This window comes from Salinigranum halophilum (assembly GCF_007004735.1).
Classification (GTDB): Archaea; Halobacteriota; Halobacteria; order Halobacteriales; family Haloferacaceae; genus Salinigranum; species Salinigranum halophilum.
Genome location: NZ_SSNL01000006.1, coordinates 69,494 through 83,744 on the forward strand (window position 1 = coordinate 69,494; position 14,251 = coordinate 83,744).

15 protein-coding genes are annotated in these 14,251 nt (G+C 69.2%); 4 read left to right on the forward strand and 11 right to left on the reverse strand.

The genetic code is table 11. From position 1 onward, the window contains the following. Positions 1 to 6: 6 nt before the first annotated feature. The 3 genes from E6N53_RS15750 to E6N53_RS15760 are packed head-to-tail and all read right to left on the reverse strand — an operon-like array spanning position 7 to position 3,382. Positions 7 to 1,053 (reverse strand): branched-chain amino acid ABC transporter permease, encoded by a 1,047-nt coding sequence (locus E6N53_RS15750; protein WP_394343775.1) that lies wholly within the window; start codon positions 1,051 to 1,053, stop codon positions 7 to 9. Position 1,054: 1 nt separating this feature from the next. Then, a complete protein-coding gene (locus E6N53_RS15755; protein ID WP_142860507.1) occupies positions 1,055 to 1,999 on the reverse strand; it encodes a branched-chain amino acid ABC transporter permease in 945 nt (314 codons plus the stop codon). A gap of 51 nt (positions 2,000 to 2,050) precedes the next feature. Then, positions 2,051 to 3,382: an ABC transporter substrate-binding protein gene (locus E6N53_RS15760; protein ID WP_136601435.1), complete on the reverse strand. Its 1,332-nt coding sequence runs from the start codon at positions 3,380 to 3,382 to the stop codon at positions 2,051 to 2,053. Positions 3,383 to 3,639: 257 nt separating this feature from the next. On the opposite strand from E6N53_RS15760, the gene E6N53_RS15765 reads away from it, so the two are divergent. Further along, entirely contained in the window at positions 3,640 to 5,025 is a 1,386-nt protein-coding gene (locus tag E6N53_RS15765) for an MmgE/PrpD family protein (RefSeq protein WP_142860508.1), read from the forward strand. Between the two features lie 15 nt (positions 5,026 to 5,040). Here the strand turns inward: E6N53_RS15765 and E6N53_RS21275 are convergent, their stop codons facing one another. Continuing rightward, a complete protein-coding gene (locus E6N53_RS21275; RefSeq protein WP_236639624.1) occupies positions 5,041 to 5,793 on the reverse strand; it encodes an ABC transporter ATP-binding protein in 753 nt (250 codons plus the stop codon). Next, positions 5,790 to 6,530, reverse strand: coding sequence for an ABC transporter ATP-binding protein (locus E6N53_RS21280; protein WP_236642382.1), 741 nt, complete (start codon positions 6,528 to 6,530; stop codon positions 5,790 to 5,792). The genes E6N53_RS21275 and E6N53_RS21280 overlap by 4 nt, the downstream gene beginning before the upstream one ends. Positions 6,531 to 6,657: 127 nt before the next feature. On the opposite strand from E6N53_RS21280, the gene E6N53_RS15775 reads away from it, so the two are divergent. The 3 genes from E6N53_RS15775 to E6N53_RS15785 all read left to right on the forward strand — a co-directional run bounded on the left by E6N53_RS15775 (position 6,658) and on the right by E6N53_RS15785 (position 8,636). Beyond that, positions 6,658 to 6,882, forward strand: coding sequence for a hypothetical protein (locus E6N53_RS15775; protein ID WP_142860509.1), 225 nt, complete (start codon positions 6,658 to 6,660; stop codon positions 6,880 to 6,882). After that, positions 6,879 to 7,673 carry an SDR family oxidoreductase gene (locus E6N53_RS15780; RefSeq protein WP_136591123.1) on the forward strand — a complete coding sequence of 265 codons (795 nt, stop codon included), beginning with the start codon at positions 6,879 to 6,881 and terminating at the stop codon, positions 7,671 to 7,673. The genes E6N53_RS15775 and E6N53_RS15780 overlap by 4 nt, the downstream gene beginning before the upstream one ends. 72 nt (positions 7,674 to 7,745) lie before the next feature. Further along, positions 7,746 to 8,636, forward strand: a complete 891-nt coding sequence (locus E6N53_RS15785; protein WP_161596577.1) for an isocitrate lyase/PEP mutase family protein — start codon at positions 7,746 to 7,748, stop codon at positions 8,634 to 8,636. Here the strand turns inward: E6N53_RS15785 and E6N53_RS15790 are convergent. From E6N53_RS15790 to E6N53_RS15815, 6 genes are all read right to left on the reverse strand, one after another. Continuing rightward, positions 8,633 to 9,124, reverse strand: coding sequence for a 3-isopropylmalate dehydratase small subunit (locus E6N53_RS15790; RefSeq protein WP_142860511.1), 492 nt, complete (start codon positions 9,122 to 9,124; stop codon positions 8,633 to 8,635). The two genes, E6N53_RS15785 and E6N53_RS15790, sit on opposite strands and share 4 nt — an antisense overlap. After that, on the reverse strand, positions 9,124 to 10,380 hold the full coding sequence (locus E6N53_RS15795; RefSeq protein ID WP_201741166.1) for an aconitase/3-isopropylmalate dehydratase large subunit family protein: 1,257 nt from the start codon (positions 10,378 to 10,380) through the stop codon (positions 9,124 to 9,126). Before E6N53_RS15795 ends, E6N53_RS15790 begins: the two co-directional genes overlap by 1 nt. A gap of 79 nt (positions 10,381 to 10,459) precedes the next feature. Next, positions 10,460 to 11,128: an isochorismatase family protein gene (locus E6N53_RS15800; RefSeq protein ID WP_142860512.1), complete on the reverse strand. Its 669-nt coding sequence runs from the start codon at positions 11,126 to 11,128 to the stop codon at positions 10,460 to 10,462. A gap of 78 nt (positions 11,129 to 11,206) precedes the next feature. Then, the gene (locus tag E6N53_RS15805; RefSeq protein ID WP_142860513.1) at positions 11,207 to 12,625 is read right to left on the reverse strand and encodes a dihydroorotase; all 1,419 of its coding nucleotides are present in this window, start codon (positions 12,623 to 12,625) and stop codon (positions 11,207 to 11,209) included. A gap of 80 nt (positions 12,626 to 12,705) precedes the next feature. Further along, positions 12,706 to 13,704, reverse strand: a complete 999-nt coding sequence (locus E6N53_RS15810) for an LLM class flavin-dependent oxidoreductase (protein ID WP_136591117.1) — start codon at positions 13,702 to 13,704, stop codon at positions 12,706 to 12,708. Further along, positions 13,701 to 14,087 carry a nuclear transport factor 2 family protein gene (locus E6N53_RS15815; protein ID WP_142860514.1) on the reverse strand — a complete coding sequence of 129 codons (387 nt, stop codon included), beginning with the start codon at positions 14,085 to 14,087 and terminating at the stop codon, positions 13,701 to 13,703. The genes E6N53_RS15810 and E6N53_RS15815 overlap by 4 nt, the downstream gene beginning before the upstream one ends. Between the last annotated feature and the right edge of the window lie 164 nt (positions 14,088 to 14,251).

A 14,251-nucleotide genomic window follows, 5' to 3' on the forward strand; every position in this document is an offset into this window, starting at 1 on the left:
ATGACGTCACCGGGAGCGGCCGAACCGCTCGCGGAGCGAGATGAGGCCGTTGGGGAGCAGCAGCGCGATGGCGACGAGCGCGACGCCGTAGACGACGTCGTCGAGGCCGACGACCTGGTCGACGTTGACGCGGAAGAACTCCGCGAGCGGGAAGACGACGAACGCCCCGAGGATGGGACCGGCGACCGTCCCGATGCCGCCGACGACCGCCGGGAGGAGGATTTCGACGTTCTTGAAGAGGCCGAAGACGGTGTCCGGGCGGACGATCTCGAAGTACATGCTCCAGAACGACCCGGCCCACGCGGTGAAGAAGGCGCTGACGCCCGTCGCGAGCATCTTGTAGCGGTAGGTGGGGATGCCGACGCTGGCGGCGGCGTCCTCGTTCTCCCTGATGGCGAACAGATACAGCCCCGCCTGGGACTCCCGGATGGCGTAGGCGACCGTCGTGACGACGACGAGCAGGCCGAGGATGAGGTAGTAGTACGGCAGGTCGCTCGTGAACTGGAAGGCCGCGAGGCCGTAGTCGAGGCCGTAGTCGCGGGGGAACGGGCGGTAGAAGCCGATGGCCCCGCGGAGTTCGCTGACGTTGTTGGTCCCGACCGAGAACAGCATCGCGACGGCGAACGTCGCCAGCGCGAAGTAGTGCCCGCGGAGGTTGTACCGGAAGTTGAGGTAGCCGACGGCGAAGCCGACGACCATCGCGACCACACCACCGACGAGCATGCCGACCCACGGGTTGACCGCGAAGTCGATGGCGAGCTTCATCGTGGCGTACGCGCCGATGCCGAAGAAGGCGGCGTGGCCGAACGAGAAGTAGCCGGTGAAGCCCGAGACGATGTTCCACGACTGGCTGGCGTAGGCGAACACGAGCGTCACGATGAGCATCTTCAGCGTTAACACGGAGCCGAGGCTGAACCCCAGCAGTTCGAACTCGATGATCATCGGCAAGAGCGCGAGCAGGCCGAAGCCGGCCCCACCCTTCAGCAGGAAGCCGTACGACCAGGCGTCGAGCCGGGCGCGCACCGTCTCGGTCCCGAGGGCGTCTCGACTCACGTCACACCTCCCGAGCCCCGAACAGGCCCGTGGGTTTCAGGTAGAGGAGGAGGACGAACAGGACGAAGATGAGCACCTCGTTGACCGTGCCCGGCAGGTAGAAGCCGCCGAACACCTGGATGAATCCGACGATGAGGCCACCGACGAGCGCGCCGGGGAACGACCCCAGCCCGCCGAGGACGACGATGACGAACGCCTTCACCAGATACGACTCGCCGATGAACGGGTCGAACGGCGAGAAGATGACGATAGCCGACCCCGCGAGGCCGGCGAGCGCGCTCCCGATACCCACCGTGAGGTGGTCGATGTGCGGGACGTTGATGCCGACGTACCACGCGCCGTCGCGGTTGTCCGCGGTGGCGCGAATCGCGGTCCCGAGTTCGGTCTTCTGGAGGAACACCCACAGCCCGGCCATCGCCACGACGGCGAGGGCGAGCGCGTAGAGTTGCCCGCGCGGGATGAGCGCGCCGTAGAAGTCGATGCGGCCGAGGTCGAGCGCGATGGATCGGGGGTCGCCCGTGAAGATGATCTGGATGATCGCCAGCAGGATGAACGTCAGCCCGAGCGTGACGATGAACTGGTTCTCCTGGGGTGCCTCGATGATGGGTTCGATGGAGGTGACGCTGATGACGACGCCCACGACGAAGAGGAAGGCGACGGCGACGGGAATCGCGAGGAACGGGTTCACGCCGAACGTCGTCGTGAGGAAGAACACGGTGTACATGCCGGTGACGATGAGCATGCCGTGGGCGAAGTTGACGACGTCCATCACCCCGAAGATGAGCGTCAGGCCGAGCGCGGCGAGGGCGAAGACGCCGCCGAGCAAGACGGCGAAGACGCCGAGCTGCAACAGGACGGGGTCCAGGGTAACGACGTCCTGGACGAACTCCGAGAGCGGCCCGACGACGTCGTCGGGCGTGATGAGCGGAAGCGTGAGCGTGAGCATGAGTGGATCGGGGTATGGTGGGTGCAGTGAGAGACGGGAACAGGTGCCGGGTCAGAACTGGACGTCGGCCTGTGCGTACTCCTCGGGCCAGACGACGACCGGTTCGAGGTCTTGGACCTGGTACATCGGCGAGAGCGCGTTGGCGTTCTCACCGTTCTCCTGGAACTCGATGGGGCCCGCCGCCGCGGGGTGGTCGTCGACGGAGACGGTCTTGAGCGCCTCGTTGATGTCGTCGGGGTCGGCGGAGCCGGCCTCCTCGAGCGCCGCCCGGACGACACTCACGACAGAGTAGGTCATCACCGCGTGGGTGACGCCGAGCCGGCGGTCGTACTCCGCCTGGTAATCGGCGAAGACGCGGTCGGTCAGGTCGTTGGTGTAGTCCCACGAGTAGTTGTTGCCGAACCCGCCGTTCGCGAACTCCCCGATCTGGGAGATGACGTCCGAGTCGGTGAAGGTCGGCGTCGACGTCCCCGACATGATCGGCGGGCGATACTCGACGTTCTGCAGCGACTGCATCATCCGAATCCCACCGGCACCGTAGCCGACGAAGATGAACGCGTCGGCGTCGGCCTCCTTGACCTGCGTCGCCTCGGTGTCTAAGCTCTCCTGGCCGAACGAGTACGCCGACTCCATGACGAGTTCGACGTTCTCACCCGGGAGGCGCTCGACGAGCGTCTGCCGGATGGACTGGCCGAACGAGTTGTCGAGGTAGACGAGCGAGGCGGTGTCCATCGTCTGGCCGTTGTCCCGAGCGAGTACCGGCATGAAGTCGGCGTAGTTCCCCGCCATCCCGCTCGCGGGCGTCTGGATGCGGTAGGTGTAGTTGAGCCCGCGCCCCTGCAGGATGTCGTTCGAGACCGAGACGTCGATGATGTGCGGGATACCCGTCCGCTCTGCCACCTGCGTGGCCGCCAGCGTGACCGGCGAGGAGTAACAGCCGGTGAGGACGTGTGCGCCCTCGTCGATGAGCTGCTGTTCGACCTCGCCGCCGAGCTCCTGGGTGCCCTCGTTGTCGGCGCTGATGAACCGGAGCTGTGCGCCGTCGAGCGCCTCGATGCCGCCGGCCTCGTTGACGTGCATCGCCGCAATCTTGCCCGTGTTCGACATCGCGGTCCCCGCCGGGCCGAGCGAACCGGTCAACGGGTGGTTCGCACCGATGACGACCTCTTCGATTGGCGTCTGGGGCTCGCCCGTCGACGTCCCGCCGCCGCCTTCGCTTCCACCACCACCCTCGCTCCCGCCACCGCCGCCGCCCTCGCTGCCGCCACCCTCACTTCCACCACCACCGCCGGTACAGCCTGCGAGACCTGCCGTCACGCCGACACCGATGGCTTTCAGATACGTACGTCTGCTCGACGGGCGGGTCTTGCTATTGTCTCTCATGCTGACCAATGCGCTGTATAGTCTGTGACTCTACTTATAATTTCGTACACCGGACGGGCGTCGCTCGGGCCGCTGGGCCGTGAGACGGGAGGATTCGTGGCGGACGGTTCAGCCGCGGGCCGGGTGAGAGGCGAACGACGCGAATCTCTATGTAGTCTTACGTCCGACAGGTCCGTACATGGTACGTGTGAGCACTGCCCGGACGACACGGGAGCGCCAGCGGAGCACGAATCGGCCGGGGGGCGGGGAGAGACACGATGGAACGCGGTGAGGTGGCCGCGTCGGCGGGCGGCGACCCCGTCTCGGACGCCGAGGCGCGGGCGGCGGCGTTCGCGGCCGACCTGAGGCTCGCGGACGTCCCACCGGAGGTCCAGACACACGTCGGGCTCGTCATCGCAGACACGGTGGGAGCGGTCGTCGGCGGGGCGACCGACCCCGCGGTCGGCTCGCTCGTCGACCGCCTCGCGGACGAGGCAGCGCCGCAGGCACCGACAGCGGCCGTGCTCGGGACCGCGTCTCGGCTGTCGCCGCGGCTCGCCGCGCTCGTCACCGGCACCGCGGGCACGGTGCTCGAACTCGACGAGGGCCACAAGTACGCCGCCGGCCACCCGGCCATCCACGTCCTCCCGGCGGTCCTCGCCGCGGGGGACGCGACGGACGCCACCACCGAGGAGTTCCTCACCGCGTTCGTCGCCGGCTACGAGGTGGTCACCCGTGTCGCGCGAGCCTGTGCTCCGCTGACCGCCGGCTACCACCCACACGGGGTCTGGGGGGCCGTCGGGGCGGCCGTCGGTGTCGCCCGGCTCCGGGGGCTGGACGCCGAGACGACGCTGACGGCGATGCGCATCGCCGCGAACGGGGCACAGCACACCCGGATGGCCGCCGCCACGGAGGGGGCGACGGTACGAAACAGCTACGCGGGCAAGGCCAACCTCGACGGGATGCTCGCCGTCGAACTCGCCGAGGCCGGCTTCACCGGGCTGGTGGGTGGGGTGGCCCGTCACCTCTCGCCCGCCTGCGGCGACGGCTTCGACGCCGACGAACTCACTCGCGACCTGGGCGAGCGGTGGGACGTGACGGGCGGCTACTTCAAGCGTCACGCCGCCTGTCGGTACACCCACCCCACCCTGGACGCGCTCGACGCGCTCTTCGAACGCGTCTCCTTCGACGCCGACCGGGTCGCCGAGGTGGACGTCGAGACCTATCCGATGGCGGCCGAACTCACGGCGGTGCGCCCGACGAACGCGCTGCAGGCGAAGTTCTCAATCCCGTTCGCGGTCGCGACGCGCCTGCTCACCGGCTCGTCGGGGAAGCCGTCGTTCGACGAGCGGGCCCGCTCCGCGGCGACGTTCGAACTCGCCGAGCGCGTGACGGTCCGGGGGGCGTCCGACCTCACCGCACGGCTCCCCGACGCCCGAAGCGCACGTGTGCGGGTCACGCTCGACGACGGGCAGTCCTACGAGGAGGAGGTCGTCCACGCCCGGGGCGGGGCCGAGCGTCCCTGGGCCGAAGCGGAACTCCGCGAGAAGTTCGACGAACTCGTCGGGCCGGTGCTCGGCGACGACGCGGCGGACACGCTGTGGCCGGCGGTCCGCGAGCGTTCGGTCACGCCACGGGAGCTCGGGGTGCTCGCGTCTCGGTGACGTGACCGAACAGCGCTACTCGAGCCCGAGGTAGAGTTCGATGAGTTCGTCCTCCTCGCTGAGGGCCGTCGCCGGCCCGTCGAACTGCGTCTTCCCCTGGGCGAGGATGTAGACGTGGTCCGCGATGCGAAGCGCGGCGCGGACGTTCTGTTCGACGAGGACGACCTGCGCGCCGTGGTCGACGAGAGTGCGGACCTGGTCGATGACGTCGTCGACGAGCGTGGGCGAGAGGCCGGCGCTCGGCTCGTCGAGCAAGAAGACGTCCGAGTCCGAGATCATCGCCCGCCCGAAGCTGACCATCATCTGCTGGCCGCCGGAGAGCGCGCGCGCTTTCGAGGAGAGCTTGTCTCGGAGGTCGGGGAACGCCGCCAGCGCCGCCTCCAGCCGCTCGTCGACGACCGACTTGTCCGAGACGGTGTACCCACCCAGTCGGAGGTTCTCGCGGACGGTGAGGTTCGGGAAGAGCCCACCGTCTTGCGGAAGCGTGATGATACCGCTCGCGACCACCTCGTTCGGACCCATCGCCGTGAGGTCCGTCTCTCCGTAGGTGACAGCGCCCGACCAGACGGGGACCATGCCGTTGAGCGCCTTGATGAGCGTCGACTTGCCGCTGCCGTTCGGGCCGAAGATACAGGTGACACCGTCGTGGCTCTCGACCGAGACGCCGTGGAGGATTTCCGAACTGCCGTAGCCGGTGACGATGTCCCGGCCGACGAGTCGCGGTCGGTCCACCTGGCCGTCCGTCGCCGGGGACTCGGCGGCGGTCATGGGAGGACGTCCTCCACGCCCGCCTCGCTCCCGAGATACGCCTCTCGGACCCGGTCGTCCCCTTTCACCTCGTCGAACGAGCCCTCGGCGATGACGCGCCCCTGGTCGAAGACGGTGACCGAGTCGGCGAACCGCTCGATGAGCGACATGTCGTGCTCGACGATGATGAACGTCTTCCCGCGGCGGTTCATCTCCTCGAGCCGGTCGAGGATGCGGTTCTGGAGCGCGGGGTTGACGCCCGCGGTCGGCTCGTCGAGGAGGATGCACTTCGGGTCGAGCATCAACACCCGCGCGAGTTCGAGGAGCTTCTGCTGCCCGCCGCTCATCTCGCTGGCCTCGTTGTCGGCGATGTGGTCGATCTCGAGGAACGCCAGAATCTCGTCCGCGCGGTCGCGTTTCTCCCGGGAGACCCGCAGGCCCGGCGTGTACACCGCGAGCAGGTTCTCCTTGACCGTCAGGTCCTCGAACGGCGAGACGATCTGGAACGTCCGGGCGAGTCCACGGCGGGCGATGGCGTGCGTCGACCACCCGGTGACGTCCGTCCCGTCGAACGTGACCGTCCCCCCGTCGGCCTGATAGAAGCCGGTGAGCGTGTTGAAGAACGTCGACTTGCCGCTCCCGTTCGGACCGATGATACCCCTCACCGCGCCGTCCGGTACCGAGATGGAGATGCCGTCGTTCGCGACGAGCGCGCCGAACGTCTTGGTGAGCCCATCCGTCTCGAGGAGTGCGACCATCTGGCAGTAGTTCCGGCTTCCGAGCAATAAACTTTCGTCTCCGGCCGGTTTCAGGCCTGTGAGCCGCTGTACCGTCCAGACGGAACGGTTTTGTCGGCTCCGACACGTGTGAGCGGCGTGAACACTCGTGACAGTCGAAGCGACACACACCCGACGCACACTCGGCCTGCTCGACGACCCCACCCTCGACGAGTCGAGAGGGCTGGCCGGCACCGAGCGAGCGGCCCGCACACGGTTCGCGACCCCACCCGACGCGAGGGCTGACCGGCCCATCGTTCGCGCGTCGACGGCTACTGACGCGGACACACGCCGGCGGACGGTCGAGGCCCGCACACCGTGGGGCCAGTCGTGACCGACCAGCGAGCGGGCACGGGCGAACTCGCGGGGAAGACGGCCGTCGTGACCGGTGGGGCGAGCGGTATCGGGCGCGAAATCGCCGCCGCGCTCGCCCGCGACGGGGCGAACGTGGTCGTCGCGGACCGACGCGAGACGCCGCGCGAGGGGGGCCCGCCGACCGTCGAACGGATCGAATCGGCGTTCGAGGTCGAGGCGGCGTTCGTCACCTGCGACGTCGCCGACCCCGCGGCGTTCGAGGCAGTAATCGACGCCGCAGCGGGTCTCGGCGGCGTGGACGTGATGGTGAACAACGCGGGCGTCTTCCGCGCCAGCGAGTTCCTCGAGACGACGCCCGCGGTGTTCGACGAGGTGATGGCCGTCAACGCCCGCGGCGTCTTCTTCGGGGCGCAGGCCGCGGCGCGGGCAATGGTCGACGGGGGGCGAGGCGGGAGCATCGTCAACCTCTCCAGCACGGCCGGCCTGTACGGCGTCGGCGACTACGTGGCGTACTCCGCCTCGAAGGGAGCCGTCCGTCTGATGACGTACGCGATGGCGGACGCACTCGGTGACGCGGGAATCCGGGTGAACGCCGTCCACCCGGGCGTGGTCGAGTCGGCGATGACGCGACGTGACTCGGCGGTCGTCGACACCGCCCGCGGGGAGGCGTTCGAGTCCCGAATCCCGCTCGGGCGGTTCGGCGTCCCGGGCGACGTCGCCGAGGCGGTCGTCTATCTGGCGAGCGACCGGTCGGCGTACGTCACCGGGAGTTCGCTCGTCGTCGACGGCGGCCTCGCCAACACGGGGTGAGGGGCGGTCACAGCCCGGGCGTGCCCCGACGCACAGCTTGAAGGCCCCGTCTCACCCACGGAGGTCATGCGTGTGAGTTTACGCGAGCGACTCGGTTCGGAAGGTATCCTCATCGCCCACGGTGCCTGGGACGCCCTCACCGCGCGGATGGCCGAACAGGCGGGTGCCGAGGCGGTGTACATGTCGGGGTCGTGCGTCTCCTCGTCGGTCCACGGCGGCCCCGATATCGGCCTCACGACGATGACGGAGATGGCCGCGCGCGCCCGACAGATGGCGGGCGTCCTCTCGGTGCCGCTCGTCGCCGACGGCGACACCGGGTACGGGAACGCGCTCAACGTCCGCCGGACGGTCAAGGAGTACGAGCGCGCCGGCGTCGCGGCCATCCAGCTAGAGGACCAGGACTTCCCGAAGAAGTGCGGGCACTTCGCGGGGAAGCGCCTCGTCGACGCCGCCGAGTTCGCCGCGAAGGTCGAAGCCGCCGTCGACGCACGGGAGCACGACGACTTCCTCGTCATCGCCCGCACCGACGCCATCGCCGTCTCGGGCGTCGAGGACGCCATCGCCCGGGCGGAACTCTACCGCGACGCCGGTGCCGACGTCCTCTTCGTCGAGGCCCCCACCTCCCCGGAGATGATGCGGGAGGTGACGAGCGCCGTCGACGGCCCACACCTCGCGAACATGGCGGCGAAGGGAAAGACGCCGCCCCTGTCGAAACAGGAGCTACACGCCCTCGGCTACGACGTCGCCATCCACCCCTCCGACGCGTTCAAGGCCGCACTCAAGACGGTCAGGGAGGTGTACGAGACGGTTATCGCCGAGGGGAGCCAGCGGTCGGTCCTCGACCGGATGGTCGAGTGGGACGAGCGCGACGACATCACGGCGAAGGGCGAGTGGAACCGCCTGGAGGAAAAGTACGACGAGCGCGAGACGCAGTACGCAGCGCGGTTCGCCCGAGAGGACTAGCGCGTCGCACGCTGTCGGTACGCCACCAGCCCGCCGGCTTCGAGTATCTCCAGCAGGTCGGGCGGGAGCGGGTCGGTGTCGAACGACTCGCCGGTGGTGAGGTTCTCCACCTCGCCGCGAGCGACGTCGACCCGGAGGGTGTCGCCGTCGGAGACGTGGTCGGAGATTCCGGGCACGACGGCGATGGGGAGGCCGACGTTGATGGCGTTCCGGTAGAAGATGCGCGCGAACGACTCCGCGACGATGGCGCCCACCCCCGCGTTCCGGAGCGCGACCGGGGCCGACTCGCGAGAGGAGCCGAGCCCGAAGTTCGTCCCCGCGACGAGGACGTCACCGGCTTCGATGCGCGCCGCGAAGTCGGGGTCGTACCCCCGAAGCGCGTACTCGCCGAGTTCCTCGTTCGGCACCGTCGTCAGGAACTCGCCGGGGAGGATCTGGTCGGTGTCGACGTCGTCGGGGAGCCGGTGAACGCGCCCGCGACGCTCCATCAGCGGACCTCCCGGGGGTCGGTTATCTCGCCGTAGATGGCAGTCGCGGCCGCCGTCTCGGGGCTGCCGAGGTAGATCTCCCCCTCACCCATCCGCCCGGGGAAGTTGCGGTTCATCGTCCCGAGACAGACGTCGCCCTCGCCGAGGATGCCGCCGTGCGCGCCGAAGCAGGGGCCGCAGCCGGGGGTGCCGACCATGCCGCCGGCCTCGACGATGACGTTGGTGAGCCCCGCGTCGTTGAGTCGCACGAGCGCCCGCCGGCTCCCCGGGATGACGATGAGGTCCGTTCCCGACGCGACGGTCTCGTCCTCGACGAGCCGGGCGAAGGCGGCGATGTCCTCGTAGTCGGAGTTGTTGCAGGTGCCGACGAACACCTGGTCGACGCGGGTACCGACGTGGTCGGCGACGCTCCCGACGTTGTCCACGCGCGAGGGACGCGCGAGGAGCGGCTCGACCGTCCGGGCGTCGACGCGGACCTCGCCGACGTACGCGGCGTCGTCGTCGGGCGTCACGACGTCGGGCGCGCGTCGTGCCACGTCCTCGACGGCCGCCGCCGTCGTCTCGTCGGGCGGCACCAGTCCGGCCATCGCCCCAACTTCGACGGCGAGGTTCGAGAGCGTCCGCCGCTCGTACATCGCGAGCGCTTCGACGCCCTCGCCGTGGTACTCCAGCGCCTCGTAGATGGCTCCCTTCGCCGTCAGCTGCCCCATCAAAAAGAGCCCGAGGTCCTTCGCCGACGTGTGGGGAGGGAGGGTGTGTTCCACGACGACCCGCCGCGTCTCGGGGACGCGCAGCCACAGCCGCCCGGTGCCGAGCGCGTCCGCGCAGTCGGTGTGGCCGATGCCCGTCCCGAACGCGCCGTACGCGCCGTGGGTCGTCGTGTGCGAGTCCGCGCCGAGGATGAGCGCACCGGGGGTCGAAAACCCCTCCTCCGCGAGGACGTTGTGGCAGATGCCGGAGCCGGCGGGGAAGAAGTGCTCGATGCCCTGTTCGCGAACCCACGCCTCGACCTCGTTCAGGTGGTCGGTGATGAGGCTGCTCTTCGAGGGGACGTGGTGGTCGAAGACGACGACGTGGCGGTCGGGGCGAGCGACCCGGTCGAAGCCGAGTTCGGCCAGCCGGTTCATCACCGGGTACGTCGAGAGGTCGTGGGTGAGGACCCAGTCGGGCGTCACGGTGACGTGTTCGCCCGGTGAGACCGACGCCCGGTCGGCGTGGGACGCCAGTATCTGCTGGGCCATGGTCGCACCAGTCATACCGTCTCAGAGGCGAGCGCGGGATGATAACTATTGTCCCACAAACGAGACGTCGGCCGAGACGCAGGACGTCTCACGACTAACGGGCGACCGATTCGAGCATCGCGAGCACTTCGGTCGTCTCGCGGACGTCGGCGTACTTCATCCACATGTCGAGCAGGGAGACGCGGTGTGAGAGGTCGAGGCGGTCGAAGACGCACTCCTGGGGGACGACCACGTTGAAGCCGGACTGCTGGGCGTCGACGACCGTCGCCCGGAGACAGCCGCTCGTCGTGCCGCCGACGACGACCAGGGTGTCCACGCCCGCCCGGACGAGCCGCGAGACGAGGTCCGTCCCGTGGAAGCAACTGGCGTAGCGCTTGTCGAGGACGTCGTCTTCGGGGGCGGGCGCGAGCGCGTCGACCACCGCCAGGTCCGGATGCCCGGGGTCGTCGTACGCGGGCGGGACGACTCGGGTGTAAGTGATGGGGTGTCCCAACTCACGGGCTCGTTCGACGAGGTCGACCATCTCCGCCATCGCCCGCCACGCCCCCTCACCGATGGCGATACGCGACGTCTCCTCGATGGCCTCGAAGATGGAGACGTCCTCGGCGACGATGAGCCGCTGCATGTCCACGACGAGCACCATCGGTCGCTCGCCGACCCCTCTCGTGTTCCAGTTCGATGCGCCTCGCGCGTCGTAGCCTGCCGCCTCGATGACCTGGCGGTCACGCTCGGAGAGCAGGTCGTCCCACGGTCGTTCAGTCATGACGTGTGGTCACGTCGTCCACACAGTCGAGGGACGTGACGGTTGCGGTGTTCGAATCAGCGAGACACGCGGGCGCGCTCACAGCGCCCGCTCCCCCGCCGGCCCGCGGGCGAGGAACCGTCCGCCGCCGGGGTCGGCGAGCAGCGTGCGGTCCGCGACGGCGAGGTCGCCGCCGACGATGGTGTGAGTCGCCATCCCCTTCACGTCGCGCCCGTGGACCGACGACCAGCGGGGCTCGCGGGTGTGGAAGAAGTCGTCGTCGACCGTCGTCTCGCGGTCGGGGTCGACGACGACCAGGTCGGCGTCCGAGCCGACCGCGATGGCCCCCTTGCGGGGGTAGAGCCCGAACCGCTTGGCGTTGTTCGTCGAGCAGACCTCGACGAGTCGCTCCATCGAGAGCCGGTTCCGGTTGTACCCCTCCGTGAGCAGCATCGGGAGCATGAACTCCATGCCCGGCTGGATACCCGGAGGGGCGTCCCAGAAGTGCTCGCCGTACCGTCCCTCGCCGAGTTCCTGTTCCTCGACGGTCATGGCGACGTGGTCCGACCCGATGTGGTCGATGGCACCCACGCGAACCGCCTCCCACAGCGCCTTCTGGTGGCGAGGGCCGCGGAGCGGTGGCGACACCTTCCCCCAGACGCCGAGGTCGTCTTCGACCGTGTTGGCGAGGAACGTCACCAGGGTCTCGCCGACGACGTCCGCCCCCCGGTCTCGGGCGCGGGTGACGGCCGCGACACCCTCGGCGCTGCTGACGTGAACGACGTAACAGCGCGCGTCGGCGAGGCTCGACAGGTGACCGATCTGGTCGATCTGCATCGCCTCCGCCGCGGGGGGCGAGGCGTCGGCCCACGCCCGGAGGTCGTGACGGCCCGCCGCTCGGATCTGGCGTTCGCACTCGCGCTGGAGTTCGGCGTTCTCCGCGTGGAACATCCCCACCGCTCCCGGAATCTCGGCCACCTGCGCGAGAACCCGGTAGACCCGGTCGGCCTCGCAGGGCTCGATGTCGATGTCGCTGTACTTGTACATGTTGAAGAACATCTTGTACGACGTCACCCCCCGCTCGGCGAGGGCGGGTATCTCGTCGATGTGGTGGGCGTGACTCATCACCACGTGGTAGCCGAAGTCGATGTACGAGTTCGCCTCGCCGACCTCGATGAAGACGTCGAGGTCGGGCACGTAGTGGCCGCCCTGTTCGACGAAGTTCAACAGCGAGGTCACACCGCCGAACAGTGCGCCGCGCGTCTCGGTCTCGAAGTCGACTACGAGCTGCTCCGGATAGCCCGTGCCCCGTCGCCCGAGGTGGACGTGTGGGTCGATAAGCCCCGGGATGAGGTAGTTCCCCTCGGCGTCGACCTCCTGGTCGCCGCGCGGGAGCGTCGGGTCGGCCGCCACGGCGACGATGACCCCATCGTCGACGGCGACCCCGCCGCGACGCGTCCCTTCGGGGGTGACGACGCGTGCGTCGCGCACGACGAGGTCGACGGTACTCGGTAGCATACGCCCCGTGCGCGGCGAGCCCGCTAAAAGCTACCTCCCGTGACGTCGCGAGCGGAGAGCGTGGGTACCGGCGGGCCGGCTCACGAGTGGGTGGGGGCGAACGTCCGGACGACGCGTTCGGCCTGGTCTCGGTCGGCGGCCGTCGGCGCGCGGACGATGGGGAGGTCGACGCCGGCCTCGCGAATCGCGGCGAGTCGCGTGCGCGTCTCGTCGGGAGTACCCCACACCGCCAGGGTGTCGAGGAAGCCGTCGGAGACGTGTTCGAGCGCCTCGGCGGTCGAGTCGGCGGCCTTCACCGACTGCACCTCGTCGGCGAACCCCGCCTCGGCCGCCGGTCTGTCGTAGTAGCCCGGGATGTCCCGGAGGTAGTAGACGACGTGTTCGGCGGCCAGTCGCCGGGCGACGTCGGCGTCGTCGTCGACGGCGGTGAGGACGTACATCGCGACGTCGATATCGTCGACGTCCCGCCCGGCCCGCTCGGCTCCGACGCGAAGCTGGTCGAGCGCCTCGTCGAACGCGTCGAGCGGGTACAGGTTGGGAAGCCACCCGTCGGCGAACTGGCCGGTGAGCCGGATGTTCGCGGGACCGAGCGCGGCGTTGTAGATGGGAATCTCGGCCCGAGGTGGCTGGAAGGCGTCCCAGAAGCTCGTCCGCTCGGGCGAGCAGAACTCGCCGTCGAACGGCTCGGCAACGCCAGCGAGATACCGACGCAAGAGCCCGATATACTCGTCCATGCGGGCGAGCGGGCGCTCGAACGGGAGGCCGTGAAACCCCTCGACGACCCCCGGATGCGCGACGCCGAGGCCGAGGATGGCGCGGCCGTCGGAGTGGGCGTCGAGCGTCGCGGCCTCCTGCGCCAGCGCCGCGGGCGTCCGCGAGAAGACGTTGACGATGCCCGTCCCGAGTCTGATCGTCGAGGTGTGCACCGCCCAGCGTTCCAGCTTCCCGAAGGCGCTCTTGCCCTGTCCTTCGGCGCTCCACGCGCTCTCGTACCCCAGCTCCTCGGCTAACTGGACGAGCGAGGGGTCATCACGCAGGGCGAAGAGGACGCCCGTGCGCTCGGTCGACGGCGCGGTCATACCACACCCTCGACGGCGAGGTCGTTCCAGATGTCGAGCCGCGTGATGCGGCCGTCGACGACCTCGTAGACGTCGACGTAGCGGACCCCTTCGAACGCGTCGCCCGCCCGGTCGACGCCGGAGAGCGTCCCGATGCTCACGACCTCGTCGCCGCTCTCGAGCCACCTGTCGAACTCCTTTTCGGCCCACTCGTACCGGGGCGCGAGGAACGCCAGGAACTCACCCGGGGCGTCGGGGCCCGAAAAGCGCGCACCCGGGAGCGTGACGACGGCGTCGTCGGCGAACAGCTCGGCGATGGTGTCGCGGCGCTCGTCGGCCATCCGGTCGAAGAACTCCTCGACCACCGCCCGCGGCGTCGACAGTGGTGTGGGTGAAGGTGGCATACGAGTGGCTCTGTGAGGGGTGATGGCAAAAGGGTTCCTGCGGCGGTCGGGGGCGACCCGCCCATCGCACGAGCGCTTATCATCCCTCCGGAGAACGTCCAGCGATGCACCAGCGGCCACTAGAGACCATCACGGTTATCGACTGGGCGACGCTCATCGCGGGG